Origin of the sequence: Paenarthrobacter sp. CC6, assembly GCF_040560085.1 — a bacterium.
Classification (GTDB): Bacteria; Actinomycetota; Actinomycetes; order Actinomycetales; family Micrococcaceae; genus Arthrobacter; species Arthrobacter nicotinovorans.
Genome location: NZ_JARDAN010000005.1, coordinates 185,615 through 203,471 on the forward strand (window position 1 = coordinate 185,615; position 17,857 = coordinate 203,471).

Genomic DNA, 17,857 nt, shown 5'->3' on the forward strand with positions numbered 1-17,857 from the left:
CTAGCCTGCCTTCACGGGGGCTTCGGCGAAGATCGCTTCAATGACGTTGTTGGCCCACTGCAGGATCTCGGCGTCCTGGAGGTCACGTCCGCCGATCCGGGCGGTCTTGGGCTTGGGGATCAGCACGGCGTCGAGCGCAGGCTTGACCTGGGAGCCCGGGTACATGCGGTTGAGGCGCATTGTTTTGGATTCGGGCAGTTGCGCCGGCGAGAAGCGGATGAAGTTGCCTTGGAGCGCGACGTCGGACAGGCCGGCTTCGCGGGCACCCACCCGGAAGCGCGCCACGGCAATGAGGTTTTGGGCCGGCAGCGGCGGCTCACCGTAACGGTCCACGAGTTCGGCCAGGACTTCATCAATGGCCTCATATGTGGTGGCGGCAGCGAGCTTCCGGTACGCCTCAAGACGCAGCCTCTCCCCGGGAACATAGTCATGGGGCAGGTGCGCGTTGACCGGCAGCTCGATCTTCATCTCGGCGGCCTTCTCTTCAGCCTCACCGCGGTACTCGGCCACGGCCTCGCCCACAAGCCGGATGTAGAGGTCGAAGCCGACACCTTGGATGTGGCCGGACTGTTCTCCGCCGAGCAGATTGCCTGCGCCGCGGATTTCCAGGTCCTTCATGGCCAGCTGCATGCCGGCGCCGAGCTCGTTGTGCGCCGCCACTGCCTTGAGCCGTTCCAGCGCCACCTCACCCAAGGGTTTCTCGGAAGGGTAGAGGAAGTAGGCGTAGGCGCGCTCACGGCCACGGCCTACGCGGCCTCGGAGCTGGTGCAGCTGCGAGAGGCCATACTTGTCGGCCCCGTCCACAATCAAGGTGTTGGCGTTGGAGATGTCCAGGCCGGTTTCGATGATGGTGGTGCACACCAGGACGTCGAAGCGTTTTTCCCAGAAGTCCACGATGATTTTTTCCAGGCGGCTCTCGGACATCTGGCCGTGGGCAACTTCCACCCGGGCTTCGGGAACCAGTTCACGGATCTGCGCTGCAATCCGTTCAATCGAGGACACCCGGTTGTGGACGAAGAACACCTGCCCTTCGCGCATGAGTTCACGGCGGATCGCGGCGGAGGTTTGCTTGTTGGTGTACGGACCTACATAGGTCAGCACCGGGTGGCGTTCCTCCGGCGGTGTGGCCAGTGTGGACGTTTCGCGGATTCCCGTCAGGGACATCTCCAGTGTTCGCGGAATAGGCGTGGCACTCATCGCCAGGACGTCCACGTTGGTGCGCATCTTCTTCAGCGCTTCCTTGTGTTCCACGCCGAAGCGCTGCTCTTCGTCCACGATCACCAGGCCGAGGTCCTTGAACTCGAAGTCCTTGGACAGCAGCCGGTGGGTACCGATCACGACGTCGACAGCGCCGCTCTTGACGCCCTCGGCCGTTTCCTTGGCTTCCTTGCTGGTCTGGAACCGGGACAGCGGCTTCACGCGCAGCGGGAAGCCGGAGAACCGTTCAGTGAAGGTTTCGTAGTGCTGCTGCGCCAACAGGGTGGTTGGCACGAGCACCGCCACCTGCTTGCCGTCCTGGACAGCCTTGAAGGCGGCGCGGACGGCGATTTCGGTCTTGCCGTAGCCGACGTCGCCCGATACCAACCGGTCCATGGGGATTTCCCGCTCCATGTCGGCTTTGACCTCGTTGATGGTGGTCAACTGGTCGGGTGTTTCCACGTAGGGGAACGCTTCTTCGAGCTCGCGCTGCCACGGTGTGTCCGGTGCAAAAGCGTGGCCGCGGGATGCCATGCGGGCAGAGTACAGCCGGATCAGTTCCCCGGCGATTTCCTTGACGGCCTTGCGTGCCCTGGACTTGGTGCTGGCCCAGTCCGCGCCGCCCATTTTGCTCAGCGCAGGCGTGTCCCCGCCCACGTAGCGGGTCACCTGGTCCAGCTGGTCCGTCGGTACGAACAGCCGGTCGCCAGGGGCACCGCGCTTGGACGGCGCGTACTCCAGCACCAGATACTCGCGCAGCCCGGCGTCGGACGACGACGTCCCGGTCACCTTGCGCTGGATCAGCTCCACAAACCGGCCGATTCCGTGCTGTTCGTGGACCACGAAGTCACCCGCGTGCAGCTGCAAAGGATCCACGGCGTTTCGCCGTTTGGACGGCATGCGCCGCATGTCTTTGGTGGAGCTGGCTGTCGCCCGTCCCAGCAGGTCGGCTTCGGTCAGCAGCCCCAGTTTGAGGCCGTCCAGGACAAAACCGCGTCCGACGGCGGCAGTGGTCACCTCGATGATGCCCGGTTGGGGTTCCTGATCCAGGGAGTCGACGCGGGAACAGGGAATCTCTGCGTCGTGGAACAGTTCAGCCAGGCGCTGCGCGGGACCCGGGCCGTCCGTAACCACTACGACGCGCCACTGCTCGCGGACACGGGAGCCGATGAACTCCAGCATCTCGGCCACATCGCCCTGGTAGCCACGCGGTTCGCGGGCACGCATGTTGAGGACATCGATGTCCAGGACCAGGTCCTCGTCAGAGGCGAGGGAGGTGATGGACCACCAGGACACGCCGTGTTCCAGCGCTGCCGAGCGGGTGTCGGTCAGTGAGCGGAAACTGGCGGCGTGCAAGTCAGTGGACGCCTGTGACGACAAATCAAGGGGCGCCGCACCGCCGTCGGACGCCGTGGACCAGGCCGCTTCCAGGAACTCTTCGTTGGTCGCCGCGAGGTCGTGCGCCCGCGTGCGCACCTTCTCGGGTTCGATCACAACGGACAGGGAGCCGGCCGGGAGCTGGTCCACGAACGGAACCATGGCATCCACCAGCACCGGGGCCAGGGATTCCATGCCTTCCACCGCAATGCCCCCTGCGATCTTCTCCAGCATGTCGGCCGCCGCGGGCATGTCTGCCTTCAGCTTCGCCGCACGGGACATTACCGAGGGTGTGATCAGGATTTCCCGGCACGGAGGGGCATGCAGTTCCGTGGGGTGGTGGATCCCGGGTGCACTCAAGGAACGCTGGTCGGCCACGGCGAACCAGCGCATCTGATCCACCTCGTCGCCGAAGAACTCCACCCGGATCGGGTGGTCCTCGGTGGGTGGGAAGACATCGAGGATTCCGCCACGGACGGCGAATTCGCCGCGGTGCGTCACCATGTCGACGCGCGCGTAGGCGGCGTCGGAGAGGGCCCGGACAACGTCGGTGAAGGAGCGTTCCTGGCCTACTTGCAGGGTGACCGGCACCAGGTCACCCAAGCCGGCCACGATCGGCTGGACCACAGCGCGGACCGGAGCCACCACCACACGCAACGGGGCCGCCGTCGAGGTTTCCGGATGGGTCAGGCGGCGCAGAACGGACAGGCGGCGTCCCACGGTGTCCGACCGCGGCGAAAGGCGCTCGTGCGGGAGGGTTTCCCAGCTGGGGAAGGTGGCCACAGAGTCCGCGGGGAGGTAGGAGCAGAGCGCCGCGGTGAGGTCTTCGGCTTCACGGCCGGTGGCGGTCACGGCCAGGACCACCGGGGCTGCCGCGTCATCGGCGCCGGTGTCCGCCAGGGCATCGGCCATTTCGGCGAGCAACACCGCACGCATCCCCGTGGGGGCGCTGATCTGGTAGTCGGCGTTCCGGTCGCTGAAGGACCGCTCCGCCTCGGTACGAACGCGCGCGAAAGTCTTGTCCTCCGCCAGTGCGCGGCGCAGACCGTTGAGGCTCATGGCAGAAACTCCTAGGGTGGGTCCAAGGGCAGGCAACACAAATGCCCGGAAATTCAGATGAATGCCGGGTCATTCCAGCCTACCTCCACCCCCAGCCACAGGAGTTCCTTTGCAGCCTTCGGAAGCTACGCATTCCAACACCACGCAGGACACCAGGACAGTACTGGTGACCGGCGCCACCGGTTACATCGGCGGTCGGCTGGTCCCCCGGCTCCTCGAAGCCGGCCACAAGGTCAAAGTCCTGGTCCGCACGCCCCAAAAAATCGCAGACGTTCCGTGGCATGACGACGTCGACATCATTGAGGACAGCCTGTCCGACGCCGACGGCCTCTCCGAGGCGCTCAACGGGGTGGACGTCCTGTACTACCTGGTCCATTCCATGGCCTCGGGCAGCGGTTTCGAGGCCAAGGAAGAAGCCATGGCCCGCCTCGTCGCCGGGGCAGCTGCGGAGGCCGGAGTGGACAGGATCGTGTACCTCGGCGGACTGCACCCGGAGAACACGGAACTGTCCACACACATGCGTTCCCGCGAAACCGTGGGCAAAGTCTTCCTCGAATCACCCGTGGACTCGATCGTGTTCCAGGCGGGCGTGGTGATTGGTTCCGGCTCCGCATCCTTCGAAATGATCCGGCACCTGGCCGACACCCTCCCGGTCATGCCCGCGCCGAGCTGGGTCAACAACCGGATTGAGGCGATCGCGGTGCGCGACGTCCTGCACTATCTCGTGGCGGCGGCGGCCCTGCCGGACAAGCTGAACCGCTCGTTCGACATCGGCTCACGGGAGGTCCTGAAGTACAAGGAGATGATGAACGAGTACGCCGTGGAACGTGGCCTGCCTCGGCGGCTGGTCATCGCGCTTCCCGTTCCCGCGCCGAAACTCGCCGGACTGTGGGTCGCCTTGGTAACACCGATTCCGCTGTCCATGTCGCTGCCGCTGGTGCAGTCACTGCAGCACGACGCCGTATCGCGGGAGCACGACGTCGACCGTTACATCAAGCAGCCCGACGGCGGCCTGACCTCCTACCGGCGAGCCGTAGCCTTGGCGCTGGGCAAGGAACGGGACGGTCAGGTGGAGACCACCTGGGCCAACGCCGGTATCGACGCCGATCCCCTGCCCAGCGACCCCGATTGGGCCGGCTACAAAGTGTTCCTGGACGAGCGGACCTTCCATAGCGAAGCCAAGCCGGAGCATGTGTGGACCATCATCGAGGGCATCGGCGGCAAGAACGGCTGGTACTCGCTGCCTTTGGCGTGGCGGGTGCGCGGCTGGCTGGACAAGCTGCAGGGCGGCGCCGGGCTGCTGCGCGGCCGCAGGCACCCCAAGACGCTGAACACCGGCGAAGTGGTGGACTGGTGGCGGGTTGAAGCCATCGACCGCGGCCACCTGCTGCGGTTGCGCGCCGAAATGCGCGCCCCGGGTGGTGCCTGGCTTGAGTTGTCGGTGGAGCCCGACGGCGACGGGAGCCTCTATAAGCAGCGCGCGATTTTCTTCCCCCGCGGCTTGGCCGGACGGCTGTACTGGCTGGGCGTGTATCCGTTCCACGGCTTCATCTTCCCGTCCATGGCCCGCAACATTTCGGCAGCCGCGACCACCCTTCAGGAGGAATCGGGTTCAAGTGTGTCCACCCGGACCCCGTAGGATGTTGGGAGCTAAAAAGCTTCACCACCACCATCCACGGAGGACCCATGGCCCTGAGTGCATCCACCACCCTGCCCCACAGCGTTGACCGCGTAGCGGCCGTCTTTGTCGACGAGGATTTCCTGCGCCACACGAGCGAATACGTGGGCGGCTCGCTGGAATCGTTCACCGTTGACGGCGACACTGCCGGCGCTTTCAACACCACCACCGTCCGCACATTGCCCACCACCCGCCTGCCGGAGATCGCCCGCAAGTTCGTCGGCGAAACCTTGAAGGTCACCCAGACCGAGCAGTGGGAAGCCCCGGCTGCCGACGGCTCGCGCGCCAGCACCATCGCGCTGAAGATCGCCGGCGCACCGTTGGATGTCACCGCGGTCCAACGGCTCGTGGCCGAGGGCGGCAGCACCCGGATCGAACTCGAAGGCAATGTGACGTCCTCGGTTCCGTTCCTGGGTGGAAAGATCGCTGACGCTGCCGAGCCCATGGTGGGCAAGGCCTTGGGCATCCAGTCGCAGCAGGCCCAGGCCTGGCTCGAAAGCCACTAGCATGCAGATTCCCGCAATCCTTGCGGTGGTCCTGATTGTGGCCGGCGTGTGGTCGCTGGCTGTGTGGCCGCAGTTCCTCAAGCGCGTCATGAAGGATCCCCGGGCCCGCGACGCCGCAGGCAAGGCCACAAAGTTCCTGACGGTCCACGTCGTCCTGGTCACCATCTCCATGGTGCTGGGACTGGCGACGGCGGTCATCGGAATCGCGGGCCTCGTCGCCTGAGCTTCGTCCCACCCGACTGGGGACGGCAAACGCTCCACTGAGCCCTCAGTGGAGCGTTTGCCGTCCCCAGGTTGGGTAAGATGGACATTGGTGTGCCGGGAAGTCTGGTCGGCGTGTATTTGCTGTACCCGCCCTATGACCGCCCACTGTTAGGAGCCCTCAGTGGCCCAACTGCCTCCCGTCCCGCCCAAAACCCCCTCCAGCAAAGTCTTCACCCGCTCCAGCTACCCGGAGTATCGCAGGATCCTCTCGATCCTGCGTACGGAAACCGTGGGCGGAGCACTTCTCCTGGCCGCAACAGTGATAGCCCTCATCTGGGCAAACTCCCCCGCAGCCGACGGCTACTTCGCACTCCGCGACCTCAAGATAGGCTACGAACCCTGGCACCTTGAGCTCAGTCTGGGCCACTGGGCCTCCGACGGACTGCTGGCGGTGTTCTTCTTCCTGGCGGGACTGGAGCTCAAACGCGAATTCGTGGCCGGGGAACTCCGCAAACCAGCGCGGGCTGTTGTTCCTGTGGCTGCAGCGATCGGCGGCGTCGCAGTCCCTGCGCTGATTTTTGTTCTCTTCAACCTCGGTTCCCCTGAAACCCTCAAGGGCTGGGCCATTCCCACCGCGACGGACATTGCCTTCGCACTGGCGGTCCTGGCTGTGATCAACACGCACCTTCCCGCCGCGCTCCGGACGTTCCTGCTGACGCTTGCCGTGGTGGACGACCTCATCGCCATCGGCATCATCGCCTTCTTCTACTCCACTGGGCTCCAGCCGCTCATGCTGCTGGCCGCGCTCGTCCCGTTGGCGCTCTTCACGTTCTTGGTACAGAAGCGGATCCGCAGCTGGTACCTCCTGGTGCCGCTGGCCCTGGCGACGTGGGGGTTCGTTCACGCATCCGGCATCCACGCCACCGTGGCAGGGGTGTTGCTGGGCTTCGCTGTCCCTGTGTTTGCCAGTGGGAAGAAGGGCGAGCCCGCCGAGGGCCTCGCCGAGCACTTTGAGCACCGCCTGCGCCCGTTCTCGGCAGGTTTTGCCGTTCCGGTGTTCGCGTTCTTCTCCGCCGGCGTGGCCCTGGGCGGGCTGGACGGCATGGGCGCGGCGTTGCGGGATCCCGTGGCGCTGGGCATCGTGGCCGCGTTGGTGCTCGGCAAGGCTGTGGGCGTCTTCGGCACGACGTTCCTGGTCACCAAGACCACGCGCGCCAGCCTGGATTCCGGCATCGCATGGATCGACCTTTTCGGGCTGGCGCTTCTGGCCGGTATCGGCTTCACCGTCTCGCTGCTCATCGGGGAGCTGAGCTTCGGTGCAGGTTCAGCCCACAACGACCACGCCAAGGTGGCCATCTTGGCGGGTTCCTTGATCTCGGCGCTGCTGGCCGCCGTCGTCCTTAAGGCCCGTAACCGGCGGTACCGGCAGGTGCAGGCGGACGAAGAACGGGACGACGACGGCGACGGCGTACCTGATGTCTTTGCCCGCAGCTGACGCGGAGGTGCCTCGGAGCTAGGCCGTTGCCTGGTTGAGGGCGTCCTCGGCAGCCACCCACGAGATCATGGCGCACTTGACCCTGGCTGCGTAGCGGGCTACTCCCTCGAACGCTGCGGCGTCGCCCAGGATCTCCGGGTCTGCCTGCACCTTCCCGCGGGAACGCAGGACCTCCCGGAAGTTGTTGATCACGGAATGCAGTTCCGCCACGGACATCCCCTCACCCATCTCGCTGAGCACGGAGGCCGAGGCCATGGAAATGGAACAGCCGGCACCGTCCCAACGGATCTGCTGGACTGTTCCGTCCGCGACGGCGAGCCGCAACGTCACTTCGTCCCCGCACACGGGGTTCAGCTGGTGCGATTGACCGGTGGAGGCACCCGCAGGGGCCAGTGTTTCGGCGAGCCCGCTGCCGTGCCGCTGCTTGGAATGGTCCAGGATGATCTGCTGGTAAAGCTGGTCAAGACTCATGGTGCTGATGCCCGTTTCTTTGCAAAGTCAGTGTGATCAGGCCTGGAAGTAGGCCCGCACGCCCGAGACGGCGTCGAGGAAAGCATCGACGTCGTCCGTGGTGTTGTAGAGGTAGGTGCTGGCCCGGGTGGTGGCCGTTAGGCCGAGGCGCCGGTGGAGCGGCTGGGCGCAGTGATGGCCGACGCGAACAGCGATGCCGCGGTCGTCGAGGAACTGCCCGACGTCGTGGGCGTGGACACCGGCGACGTCGAAGGCTGCCAAACCGATCCGCTCAGCGCCGGACGCAGGACCAACGACGCGGATACCCTCGATGCTCTCGAGTCCCTTGACCAGGCGCTGGCCCAGGGTGGCCTCCCAGGCATGGATGCGGTCGATTCCCGTTTCGGAAAGGTAATTGACGGCTGTTGCCAACGCCACAGCCTGGGAGATGCGCTGCGTTCCGGCTTCGAACCGCTGCGGCGCGGGCAGGTATTCCGCACGTTCCATGGTGACTGTGGTGATCATGGAGCCACCCGTGAGGAAAGGCGGCAGCACGTCCAGGAGCTCCTGCTTTCCATACAGCACCCCGACTCCGGTGGGAGCCAGCATCTTGTGCCCGGAGAACACGGCGAAGTCGACGTCGAGCTTTTTCACGTCCACCGCCATGTGGGGAACCGACTGGCAAGCGTCCAGCACTACGAGCGCCCCGACATGGCGTGCCATGGCCACAAGATCGGCAACGGGATTGATGGTGCCCAGGACGTTCGAGGCGTGGGTGAAAGCAAGGAGCCGGGTCCGGTTCCCGATGATCTCTCCGGCGGCATCAAGGCGAAGCGCGCCGTCGTCGGTAATGGGGATGTGCTTGAGCGTGGCACCGGTGCGGAAGGCGAGTTCCTGCCAGGGAATGAGATTGGCGTGGTGTTCCATCTCCGTGACCACGATTTCGTCGCCGGGACCGATGGCCAGTTCCTTCAAGGCGGAGCTGCCGCGGCCCTGGGCTGCCCACAGCGCCGCGTTGGACAGGGCATAGCTGATGAGGTTCAGACCCTCGGTGGCGTTGGAGGTCCATACGGTTTCCTCGTAGCGGGCACCGATGAAGTCCGCCACGGTCTGGCGTGCGTCTTCAAAGGCTTCGGTCGCTTCGACAGCCAGGTGGTGGGCGCCACGGTGTACGGCAGCATTGCGTTGCTCGTAGAACTCCTGCTCGGCTTCGATGACGCTGAGCGGATTCTGCGAGGTGGCACCGGAATCAAGGTAGATCAGCGGTTTACCGTTGACCAGTTGGTCCAGCACCGGGAAGTCGTTCCGGATCCGCAACACCTCCGCGTTGTCCATGGCATGCATGGACTGTTGCAGTGAGGCTGGAGTTGATACGGCAGTCAAGGGGCGCTCCTTGGGAATCCTTCAGGGACTCCTCATTATCCCACGTGGGCCCGGATCGGGCGGTGTGCCGTACAGCACGTCAGTTCCCGGCCCTCCCCGGAACCCAACCCAGGGGTGGCACGGCCTCGCTCTCCGTGACACCGCGGAGCCGCTCAACGAGGACCGATACCCGCCGGGCCGCCGCAGTGCGGACCTTCGCCTGGTAACCGGCAGCCGCACGTGCGTAGCAAAGTGCTGCGTGGGCGAATTGCCGGTCTGCTGACAGTGAGCGGCCGGCCGCCTCCAGCGACTTGGGGTCGTCTTCCACCATGGCGGCCGCAAAAGTCCGCAACGCCGCACCACCGGTACCTTCGACGCCGGAAGCCGCGGCGGCCAGCCGCGGCAGGATGGCCGGATCCACGACGCCGGCACGGCCTGCGTTGAGCGCCAGGAGGGACAGCGCCTCAGCTTCCAACAAGACACTTCCCGAGGATTGGGCTTCGTCCGCGAGCGCCATCAGGTGGGTGAAGGTACCGGACGAAACGTCCCTGGCCGCGGCACAGTAGAGGGCACTCATCCGCGACAGGAGATCGTCAGGCGACCCCCCAGTCAACCCTGTTTCGGCTCCCGAGGTGCTTTGCGCGGCCAGTTCCAGTGCCTCACCAGGGTTTCCGCTGAGCGCCTCGCAGTAGGCCATCATGGCCGCAGCCAAGGATCGCACCGGCGGCAGCCCGGCGTCGGACAGTTCTGCCAGTACCGCCTCAAGCGTGACGCGCGCCGCACGAGGGAATCCCTGGCCGAGCTGGGCGTAGGCCCGTGCTGTTTCTGAACATGCGGCCAGGTGGCTGGGCACCCCGTAGGCGGAGTACTCCAAGAGCGGGACCAGGGCACTCCACCCCAGATTGTGCCGCAGGCAGATCACGTGCCGAAGTGCCGCGCCCGCACGGAACGTCGCCATGGACGGATCACCACCGACGACTTTCATTGCCTCAGTGGTCTTTTCCAGGGCCTCGACGGCCGCGCCGGACAGGAGCAAGCGTTCGGCCTCCCGCACCTTTCCTGCGATCCGCGCGGCGGGGTCGGCAACCACGTCCCCTGCAGTCAGCCCGCCGTGCGCTGCGCCGAGCAGCTCCAGCGCCATGAGCCGCCCACCGGCGTCGGCCTTCACCTCCGCCGAGCTCGCCGCCGTGGCCAAGTGACGGAGGACAGGTGCGGCCTCAGCCAGTTGGCCTTCGGCAATCAATGCCCTGGCCCTGAGCATTCCTGCTTCGTCCAGGTGGCCCGGAGACTTCACAGCCGAGGCAGCCTGGAGGGCAAGTTCGGCGGTTACGGGCCGGTCGGCTGCCGGCGCCGCCGCCAGCAGGAGCTCATCCGGCAGGCCCAGCCCGCAGTCCAGGGTCCAGGTCATCCACCGCAACATGCTCGGTGCCGTCTCGAGCGTGAGCCCGGGGTCCTCGATCCGTTGATGAAGGGCAAGGCTCCGGGACCTCGGAACTGCAAGCCGGAGGCCCTCCCCCCGCAACCACGAGCCCATCCGGACCATCGGAGACCTGCCGGGCAACAGCCTGATCTGGCCTTCGGACAGTAGGTTCTCTACGGCTTTGCGACCGCAATGGCGCTCCAAAACCTCGACGGCGACCGGCTCGGCCAGCGCTGTCAGCTCCAGTGCCAGCCGCTCTTCAGGCAGCCGGGCAGCGTATTCCGCCTGGACGCGATCCACGACGCCAGGCCACTGGCAATGCGCCCGGGTGTTGATCGTCCAATACCCTTCCCTCTGCACCAGGAGCCCGGCGCGGCGTGCGTCCTCCACGGCGAGGCACAGGATGCCCACGTTGAAGCCGCTGATGACTGCCAGAAGGCTGCTGGCCCGGCGTTGGACCTTTCCGCCAAGGAGGGAAACACACAGGGCGTGCGCCTCCCTAAAGGTGAAAGGCGGAAGAAGGTACTGCTCCATGAAGCCGTCTTCCCAGAGCTGATAGAGATCCTGCGGCAGCGGGCTCCGGCTGTCAGCCGTGGCAACGAGTTTGGCACCGAATCCAGGGATGAGCTGGAGCAGCACACCCAGGGAGGCAGGATCCACGTAGTGGATGTCGTCCACCAGCAGCACCAGCTGGGGACGGGCCTGGTGGTTCCGGCGTTTGTTGCCTCGCCGCGCGACGGGAGGCGAATACAGGTAGCTGGCCGGTCCGAGTGTGCTGGTCAGGGCGCGCAGGACATGGAGCCCTGGGAGCAAGCCCTCGCCGGTCCCCTCGGTGCCGGTCCCCCCGGTGCTGGTCCCCTCGGTGCTGGTCCCCAAGACACGCGCGGCGCCACCCAGGACGCCTGTTGAGGCAGCCAGGACACCGTATTGGGTCGCCGTCAGGTCCAGGCTTCCGGCAAAGGTCCTGACATCCATGGTCCCGGGAAGTCCGGCTTTGAGGGAGAGCAACATGTGGCTCTTGCCCGAGCCCTTCTCCCCTGCCACCAGGATGCCGCTCTTGGAAGATGACCGTACGGCGGAAAAGACGAGTTCCAGCAATTGCGCCCTATCGGGCAGTGCCGGAGATCCCAGCCTGGCTGCGACGGTGTCTTCGTCCAGCCAAGGGTCCGGCAGCATGCACACTCCAATAGCAGCAGTCCCATGTCCGGGAAGTTTGATGTCCGCGATTCGCGGGGTCCCTGGCTTAGAAGCCGGCGGCGGCTGGGGGGAGAGTCTCGGTCTCAGAAGACTCTGTCGCCGCCGGCTTCGTTCAGGGCCGGACCACCTTCCGGTGGCCGGGGCATCGGCTGAAGAGACCACCGATGCGGTTGATGCGACTTTCGGAATCCCGGTGATGCTTGGGGCTGAACCGTTCTTCCAAGATCAATACTGCCGGGGGCGCAAAAGCCAAACACCAGTAATCGGTACTCGATTACTGGGGGGCTTTTCAGGGCTGGATACTGTGTTGTACTCAGTACGGGGAAGGGGCACTACTTGGTTCCGACACGAAAAACCCGCGAATTACTCCATTGATTGGTTAAATAGGGCAGGATTCCGCGTCAGAGCGCTAAAGGGAGTTTTCGGGTACTCGATCGGGCTCCGCGTCAGTGACGGACAGCAGCGCCAAGATCTTCACGACGCCGGATGCCCAGCTTCGCGTAGCTGCGGTACAAGTGGCCTTCCACGGTGCGAACCGAGACCATGAGTTTTTCGGCGATCTGGCGATCCGTGAGACCTGATACGGCCAGCGCCACAATGTCCTGCTCACGCCGGGTCAGGGGCACGGCGTGATCGGTCTCGGTGTTGGGGTCATGGACTACGGAGTCGCCCAGGCTGGCCTGGTTGACGTCCCGCATGACGGCGGCCTGCCGCGCTTCCGGACGCTTGCCTTCGGCGTCGAAGGTTGCCGCCGCCTTGTCGAACGCTGCTGCAGCAGGCCCCGGCATCCCGGCCGCGGACAGCAGGTTTCCTGCGTTCACGAAGGCCTGGCCGCCACCCTTCAATTGGGCTGCGGCGAGCGATTGCCATCCGGCCGCCCAGGCGCCCGTCATCAGGGATGCGGTCTCCTCGATGGACTCCACTGCAGCGACGTCCCCGAGTTCAGTCCTCAGGATGAGGTTCTGCAGGTGCAGGCCCGGCAACGTGTGCAAACGGCCGGTCTCCGGCAGGTCCCGCAGTTTTGGAAGTCCGGATCCTTTGCTGAGGAGTTCTTGGCCGGCCAGCGTGAACAGCCCGGCAAGCGCCTCAACGTAGTTGCTCCCCCTGCCAGGGACCTGTTCGCTTGCCAGCCGTTGTGCGAGCGCAGTGTTTCCGGTTTTGCCGGCCGCGTAGAACGCCAGGGCGTGCCCCAGGCTCCTGAGCAGTTGCGGGTCCTTCACCCGGAGGGCTTCGACTGCAGGGGTCAGGAGTTCCGTGGCCTGCTCCGTGCGTCCTTGCCGCAGCAGGGCCAACCCCTTGAGCGCCTGGATGTCTCCGCCGAAGGTGATGAGCCCCATGGCTGAGCTTGCCGCATACCGGTCCAGGGCAGCATCGGCTGCACCCCAGTCCCCCGATTCCAAGGCCGCCAACGCGTATCGGACCAAGACGAAGTCGCCGAAGTACAGCAGGTTGTCGCTGTGTTCATCCACGAGGACCATGGCTTCGCGGCCGGCGTCGAAGGCTTGCTCCGGCTGGCCCTCAACGGTGAGGAGCTCGCATTTCATGGCCAGGAGGAAAATCCGGTTCATCACGCTGTCCGGCTCGTCGGTCCGGAGTCCTTCGGCAAACAGCTCCAGCCCCTCGCGAAGTTCACCGTAACGGCCTTCGTGGGCCAGTGCGGCCAGTTCCAGGGCCGAGGCATGCCTGTTGACCTGCGCGGCCATGGGGTCCGACGGCGCTGACCCGTCCCTCAGGGATTTGGCGGCGTTGCGGGCGTCCGCTGCGATGCTGGACGCCGAATCGCCTTTGGCCGAGCGGGCGGCAGCCCACAACAAGCCTGCGCCCGTCGGTCCCAGCGGATCGGCGTCCAGGAACCCGTTTCCCTCCTCCAGCAGACGCACGGCACTGCTGTAATCGCCGTCGTTATAGCTGACCATGGCCATCACAGCGCGAGCCCGCGGCCGCAGCGCCTCTGAGCGGACTCTGCTGGCGGCGGCAACCGCCAAGGGATTCTGCAGGAGTTTGGCCGCAAGGAAAGCTGCCTGCAGCAGCTGTTCATCGGCGACGTCGGCACCACAGTCAAGCGCCCAGCTCACCATGCGGAGCAGCCCCTCAGCCGTGGCCGGTTCCACCGCAAGATGCTGCACCATCCGCTGGCGGATCTGGAGGCTGCGGGCAGGCGAAACGATCTGGCGCAGGGCCTCGCTGTACATCGGATGCCACATCTTCAATGGGCTGCCGGGGCCGTTCGTGGGGATCACGAGCCTGTTGTCCATCAAAGCCCGAACAGTGTCCCTGCCGACCTCCGCGTCCAGCAAAGCGGCAGGGACGGGCTCGGACAAGGCAATGACGAACATCGCCTCCCGTTCGGCCTCACTGGTTCGCAGCACCCTGTTCCGGACAACCTCGGCCAGGTTTTCGCCACTGCCCGAGGGTTCCCGTGTCAGGAGCCAGACGCCGTTTCGCCGCACCAGGTTCCCGTCCGCCCTGGTGTCATCCAGGAGACAGCGCAACAGCAGCGGATTGCCCTCGGACAATCCATGCAGCACGTCCACCGCGCTTGCCATGACCGTCCCGCCCAAGGTCTTCTCCACAAGTTCCGTGGCTGTTTCCTTGTCCAGGGGATGAAGCTCCAACCGCTCGGCCAAACCGTCGTACCAAAGTTGGAGCAGTGCCGCCGGAAGGCCAGGCCTGGGCCTGCTGGTTGCGACCAACCGGGCCCAGCCTGCAGTAACCAGTTCAGCCAGGATCTGCGTGCTGCCTTCGTCGAGCTCGTGGGCGTCGTCAACGATGAGCAGAAGGCGCGCACCTTCGCCGCCACGCCGCTTCTCGAACTGCGACCAGAATTCACGGAGGATGGCCACCGGCGATGTGGCCTGCTCCACCGGAAGGTCCAGCAAATAGGGCGCCAGGACACCATAGGGAACGGCGGACAGCGCAGGGCTGCCATGGACCCGCATCACCACCATTTCCGATGCCAGGCGGGCGGCTATCTCATCGGAAAGGGCGGTTTTACCGATGCCGGGATCTGCCACGACCAGAACGGCCCCGGCACCTTCCTGACGCAATATCTCCAGGGCCAGCTCCAATTCGGAGTCCCGGCCAACAAGGTGCTCAGCCTGCATGTGCAGCCCGTGCCGGAGTTGCGGATACTGCCCGCCCTACCTCACAGGAGCCCATTTAGCTCGCCCCGAGACGACACACCGAGCTTGGTGAATACCTGGTACAAATGGCCTTCTACTGTTCGCACAGACACCCCAATATCCATCGCGATTTCGCGGTTACTGACACCCTTTCCGGCGAGTTTAGCAATTTGGCGTTCCCGCTCGGTCAATACCGGCGCGTCGCTTCTTGGCTGGATGGGAAGAGCGGAGACGGAATGCTCCAGGCGTTCCAGCCTCAACTGGGCCGTCCGCGCTGTTGTCGTCTCGCCGGCATCGCGGGCGAAGTCCAATGCCATGGCCACGCACCGTGCTTCGACTACCAGCAAATCCAAGGAGGCGGCGGCGTCGGCGGCTGCCAACAGGGACCGTGAGCTCTTGCTCAACGAGCCACGGGCAAGGTCGCCGGAGATTTTCGCGAGCGGCCCTTGGCGGCGGCCGGCAATGTCCTTAAGCAGCCTGTACTCCTCATCGGAGCCTTCCACCGTGGCGCCGAAAAGGCAGATGCCCGCCGTCGTGTACCGCTGTTGCCCGATGTCGTCGTGGACCCTGGCAAGAAGCCTCTCCTTGACGTCGGAGTCGCCCATCCACCTGCCCGCCATCTCGGCGCAAAACTCCGCCACGGACTCGGAGAAGTACATCCCCACGCCCCGGCAGGTCCTGTACAGGTCCAGGTAGCGGCCTGCCTCGGCGGAATTGCCCAGTTGGGCGTAAGCGAACGCAGTGGCAGCGTAGGCCACCTTGTTCATGTTCATGGCGGGTCGGAGCTCGAGCTGGGCAACAGCGGAACGCAGCGGTTCGATCGCGCTGGCGGGCTTGCCGGCGTAGGCGTACGCCAAACCAACGCCCAGCTCAGTAAGTGCTCCGCGGTACTGGAGGCGGGACGGCCTTGACGGTGTGCGCCGCATCAGTTCGATGCATTTGCGCCACTGGCCGGACAGCAGGAGAACCAGGAAAGCGTGTTTAGCGAACGCCTCCTCCAGTTGGGCGGGCCTGTCCGTGTCCCCCAGATGCCGTGAAACACGTCGGGCGAGCTCCTGCGCTTCCAGCTCCCTTCCCAGAATGCACCGCGCTTCCATGAGGAAGAACGAGGACCTCAGCCAGTGCTCACGGTCCTCGCCGGGGTCCTTGGCCAGTTCCCGTTCCAGGTCCTCGATCATGGACGCGTACTCGCCCATGAATGTCTTGTACTCGTAGCTGCACAGCTGCAGACGGTTACGGGCCTTTGACAGTTCTTCTGCCGGATAATCGGCGGACTTCGCCTCGAGCGTTTCGAAGGCATCTGCGATGACACTCGGAACCATCCCGGACCGGCCGTCAATACAGGTCATGGCCTGGCATTGTGCTGCCGTGACCTCGGCGAACTCCAACGGGTCCAGCCCGGCGAGGTGGGACTCGGAGATTTCATCCAACGCCTGGGCAGCGTGCAGCGGCAGGTCCAGCATCAGGTAGGCAGCGGCTTTGAGCCGCTGGCCACGGACCCATTCACTGTCCTTGGGGTCCAGGGATGCGATGCACTGGATGGCGAAGTTGGGGTCGTAATCGTTCAACGCGGCGCGGCCTGCCGCAAGGGCCAACGCCGGTGAAGGCTGCGGTTCGTCCTCGCAGGCATGCATCCATGCGGCATAGCTCAACAGGTCCTGTGGAGCCAGTCCGCTGAGCTCCGGCTCTTTGGGGCCGTACAGCATCGTCTTGAGTTCCTTGGTGCGGCGCGTGCTCAGCCAGCTACGCACTACCTCGCCCACGTAGGGATCCCGCAAGGAGACCCAGTGTTCACCGTTCCTCTGGACGGTGAGCAGCCCGGATTCTTCCATCTCCACCAGGACCTGTGTCCCAAAGATGGCCGCAAGATCCACCAGAGTAGCGCGCTGCGCGCAAGCCAGGACTTCGACGACCGTCCTGCTGGCCTGCGGTTCGCGCGCCAATCTGGAACGGACGAAGTCCTCCACCACCGTGGCTCCCTCCAGTGTGATCCGGTCACGGAGGGTCCACACGGAGTCGTTGAGAACCAGGTTGCCCCTGTGGCGCTGATCCTCCAGGAGCGCGTGCAGCAGCATGGGGTTGCCGCCTACGGCCGCGTGCAGCGACCCCGCCAGGGTGGTTGATACGTAGTGGCCCAAAACCGAACCAAGCACCTGCTTTGCCTGTTCTTCGCTGAGCGTGTTCAAGTGAACCTCGCCCAGCTCACCGTCCAGGACCATGCGGTGGAAATCCGCCGGGAGATCGCTGGCCCGCTGCACCGTGGCCACCACTTTGGCCGTGCCCGTGGCCATGAGGTTCAACAGCACGCCGGTACTCATCGGATCCATGCCGCCCGCGTTGTCAACGATGAAGACCGTTTCACGTCCGGCGGCTTCGGTCCTGATCAGATTGGTGACCGCGTGCAGGATGCCTGTCGGGGAACCCACGGCTTCCGAGGGCAAACGGGCCAGCAGGAAACCCAGGCATCCATAGGGGGTTTGGCCGTTCGCAACGGTATTGCGGAGCTGCAGGCTGTGGACCTTGGGGCCGAGGGATGACACCACTGCCCTGGCCAGCCCCGATTTGCCGATCCCCCGTTCGCCGGTGAGGACCACTCCGAAGGTCAGTGGCGATTCAAGGTACTTGATGGCCTTGGACAGGTCGTGGCTGCGGGCCAGAAGCGACCAGGTCTGGCGATCGCTGGGTCCGCCCACAAGATCGGGAGCCGCAGCCCTCGCTGCGCCTCCACCGCTCCTGTTTAGCAACTCCGACGACATCCGCATCCTTAGCTAACACATTCGCGATAGTCCC

At 65.1% G+C, this 17,857-nt stretch carries 10 protein-coding genes; 4 read left to right on the forward strand and 6 right to left on the reverse strand.

Going from position 1 to position 17,857, the window contains the following annotated elements:
* Positions 1–3,633, reverse strand: a complete 3,633-nt coding sequence (gene mfd, locus PV760_RS03345) for a transcription-repair coupling factor (RefSeq protein ID WP_354627143.1) — start codon at positions 3,631–3,633, stop codon at positions 1–3.
* Between the two features lie 109 nt (positions 3,634–3,742).
* On the opposite strand from mfd, the gene PV760_RS03350 reads away from it, so the two are divergent.
* The 4 genes from PV760_RS03350 to nhaA all read left to right on the forward strand — a co-directional run bounded on the left by PV760_RS03350 (position 3,743) and on the right by nhaA (position 7,516).
* Complete coding sequence (locus PV760_RS03350) at positions 3,743–5,272, forward strand: SDR family oxidoreductase (protein WP_354627144.1); 1,530 nt, start codon at positions 3,743–3,745, stop codon at positions 5,270–5,272.
* A gap of 47 nt (positions 5,273–5,319) precedes the next feature.
* The gene (locus tag PV760_RS03355) at positions 5,320–5,817 is read left to right on the forward strand and encodes a DUF2505 domain-containing protein (RefSeq protein WP_354627145.1); all 498 of its coding nucleotides are present in this window, start codon (positions 5,320–5,322) and stop codon (positions 5,815–5,817) included.
* Position 5,818: 1 nt separating this feature from the next.
* Positions 5,819–6,040, forward strand: coding sequence for an SCO4848 family membrane protein (locus PV760_RS03360; protein WP_018777351.1), 222 nt, complete (start codon positions 5,819–5,821; stop codon positions 6,038–6,040).
* 162 nt (positions 6,041–6,202) lie between these two features.
* On the forward strand, positions 6,203–7,516 hold the full coding sequence (gene nhaA / locus PV760_RS03365) for a Na+/H+ antiporter NhaA (RefSeq protein WP_018777350.1): 1,314 nt from the start codon (positions 6,203–6,205) through the stop codon (positions 7,514–7,516).
* An 18-nt stretch (positions 7,517–7,534) separates the two neighbouring features.
* On the opposite strand, the gene sufU is transcribed toward nhaA, so the two are convergent.
* The 5 genes from sufU to PV760_RS03390 all read right to left on the reverse strand — a co-directional run bounded on the left by sufU (position 7,535) and on the right by PV760_RS03390 (position 17,823).
* Positions 7,535–7,987, reverse strand: a complete 453-nt coding sequence (gene sufU, locus PV760_RS03370; protein WP_354627146.1) for a Fe-S cluster assembly sulfur transfer protein SufU — start codon at positions 7,985–7,987, stop codon at positions 7,535–7,537.
* Positions 7,988–8,023: 36 nt separating this feature from the next.
* The gene (locus PV760_RS03375) at positions 8,024–9,349 is read right to left on the reverse strand and encodes a SufS family cysteine desulfurase (RefSeq protein ID WP_018777348.1); all 1,326 of its coding nucleotides are present in this window, start codon (positions 9,347–9,349) and stop codon (positions 8,024–8,026) included.
* A gap of 79 nt (positions 9,350–9,428) precedes the next feature.
* Positions 9,429–11,924 carry an ATP-binding protein gene (locus PV760_RS03380; RefSeq protein WP_354627147.1) on the reverse strand — a complete coding sequence of 832 codons (2,496 nt, stop codon included), beginning with the start codon at positions 11,922–11,924 and terminating at the stop codon, positions 9,429–9,431.
* Positions 11,925–12,391: 467 nt separating this feature from the next.
* A complete protein-coding gene (locus PV760_RS03385) occupies positions 12,392–15,049 on the reverse strand; it encodes an AAA family ATPase (RefSeq protein WP_354627148.1) in 2,658 nt (885 codons plus the stop codon).
* 41 nt (positions 15,050–15,090) lie between these two features.
* On the reverse strand, positions 15,091–17,823 hold the full coding sequence (locus PV760_RS03390) for a helix-turn-helix transcriptional regulator (protein WP_026267112.1): 2,733 nt from the start codon (positions 17,821–17,823) through the stop codon (positions 15,091–15,093).
* Between the last annotated feature and the right edge of the window lie 34 nt (positions 17,824–17,857).

Bases quoted from the DNA above. Each gene is read 5' to 3' on its own strand.
- PV760_RS03390 (WP_026267112.1), bottom strand. From the start codon at position 17,823: ATGTCGTCGGAGTTGCTAAACAGGAGCGGTGGAGGCGCAGCGAGGGCT.
- PV760_RS03385 (WP_354627148.1), bottom strand. From the start codon at position 15,049: ATGCAGGCTGAGCACCTTGTTGGCCGGGACTCCGAATTGGAGCTGGCC.
- mfd (WP_354627143.1), bottom strand. From the start codon at position 3,633: ATGAGCCTCAACGGTCTGCGCCGCGCACTGGCGGAGGACAAGACTTTC.
- PV760_RS03360 (WP_018777351.1), top strand. From the start codon at position 5,819: ATGCAGATTCCCGCAATCCTTGCGGTGGTCCTGATTGTGGCCGGCGTG.
- sufU (WP_354627146.1), bottom strand. From the start codon at position 7,987: ATGAGTCTTGACCAGCTTTACCAGCAGATCATCCTGGACCATTCCAAG.
- PV760_RS03380 (WP_354627147.1), bottom strand. From the start codon at position 11,924: ATGCTGCCGGACCCTTGGCTGGACGAAGACACCGTCGCAGCCAGGCTG.
- PV760_RS03355 (WP_354627145.1), top strand. From the start codon at position 5,320: ATGGCCCTGAGTGCATCCACCACCCTGCCCCACAGCGTTGACCGCGTA.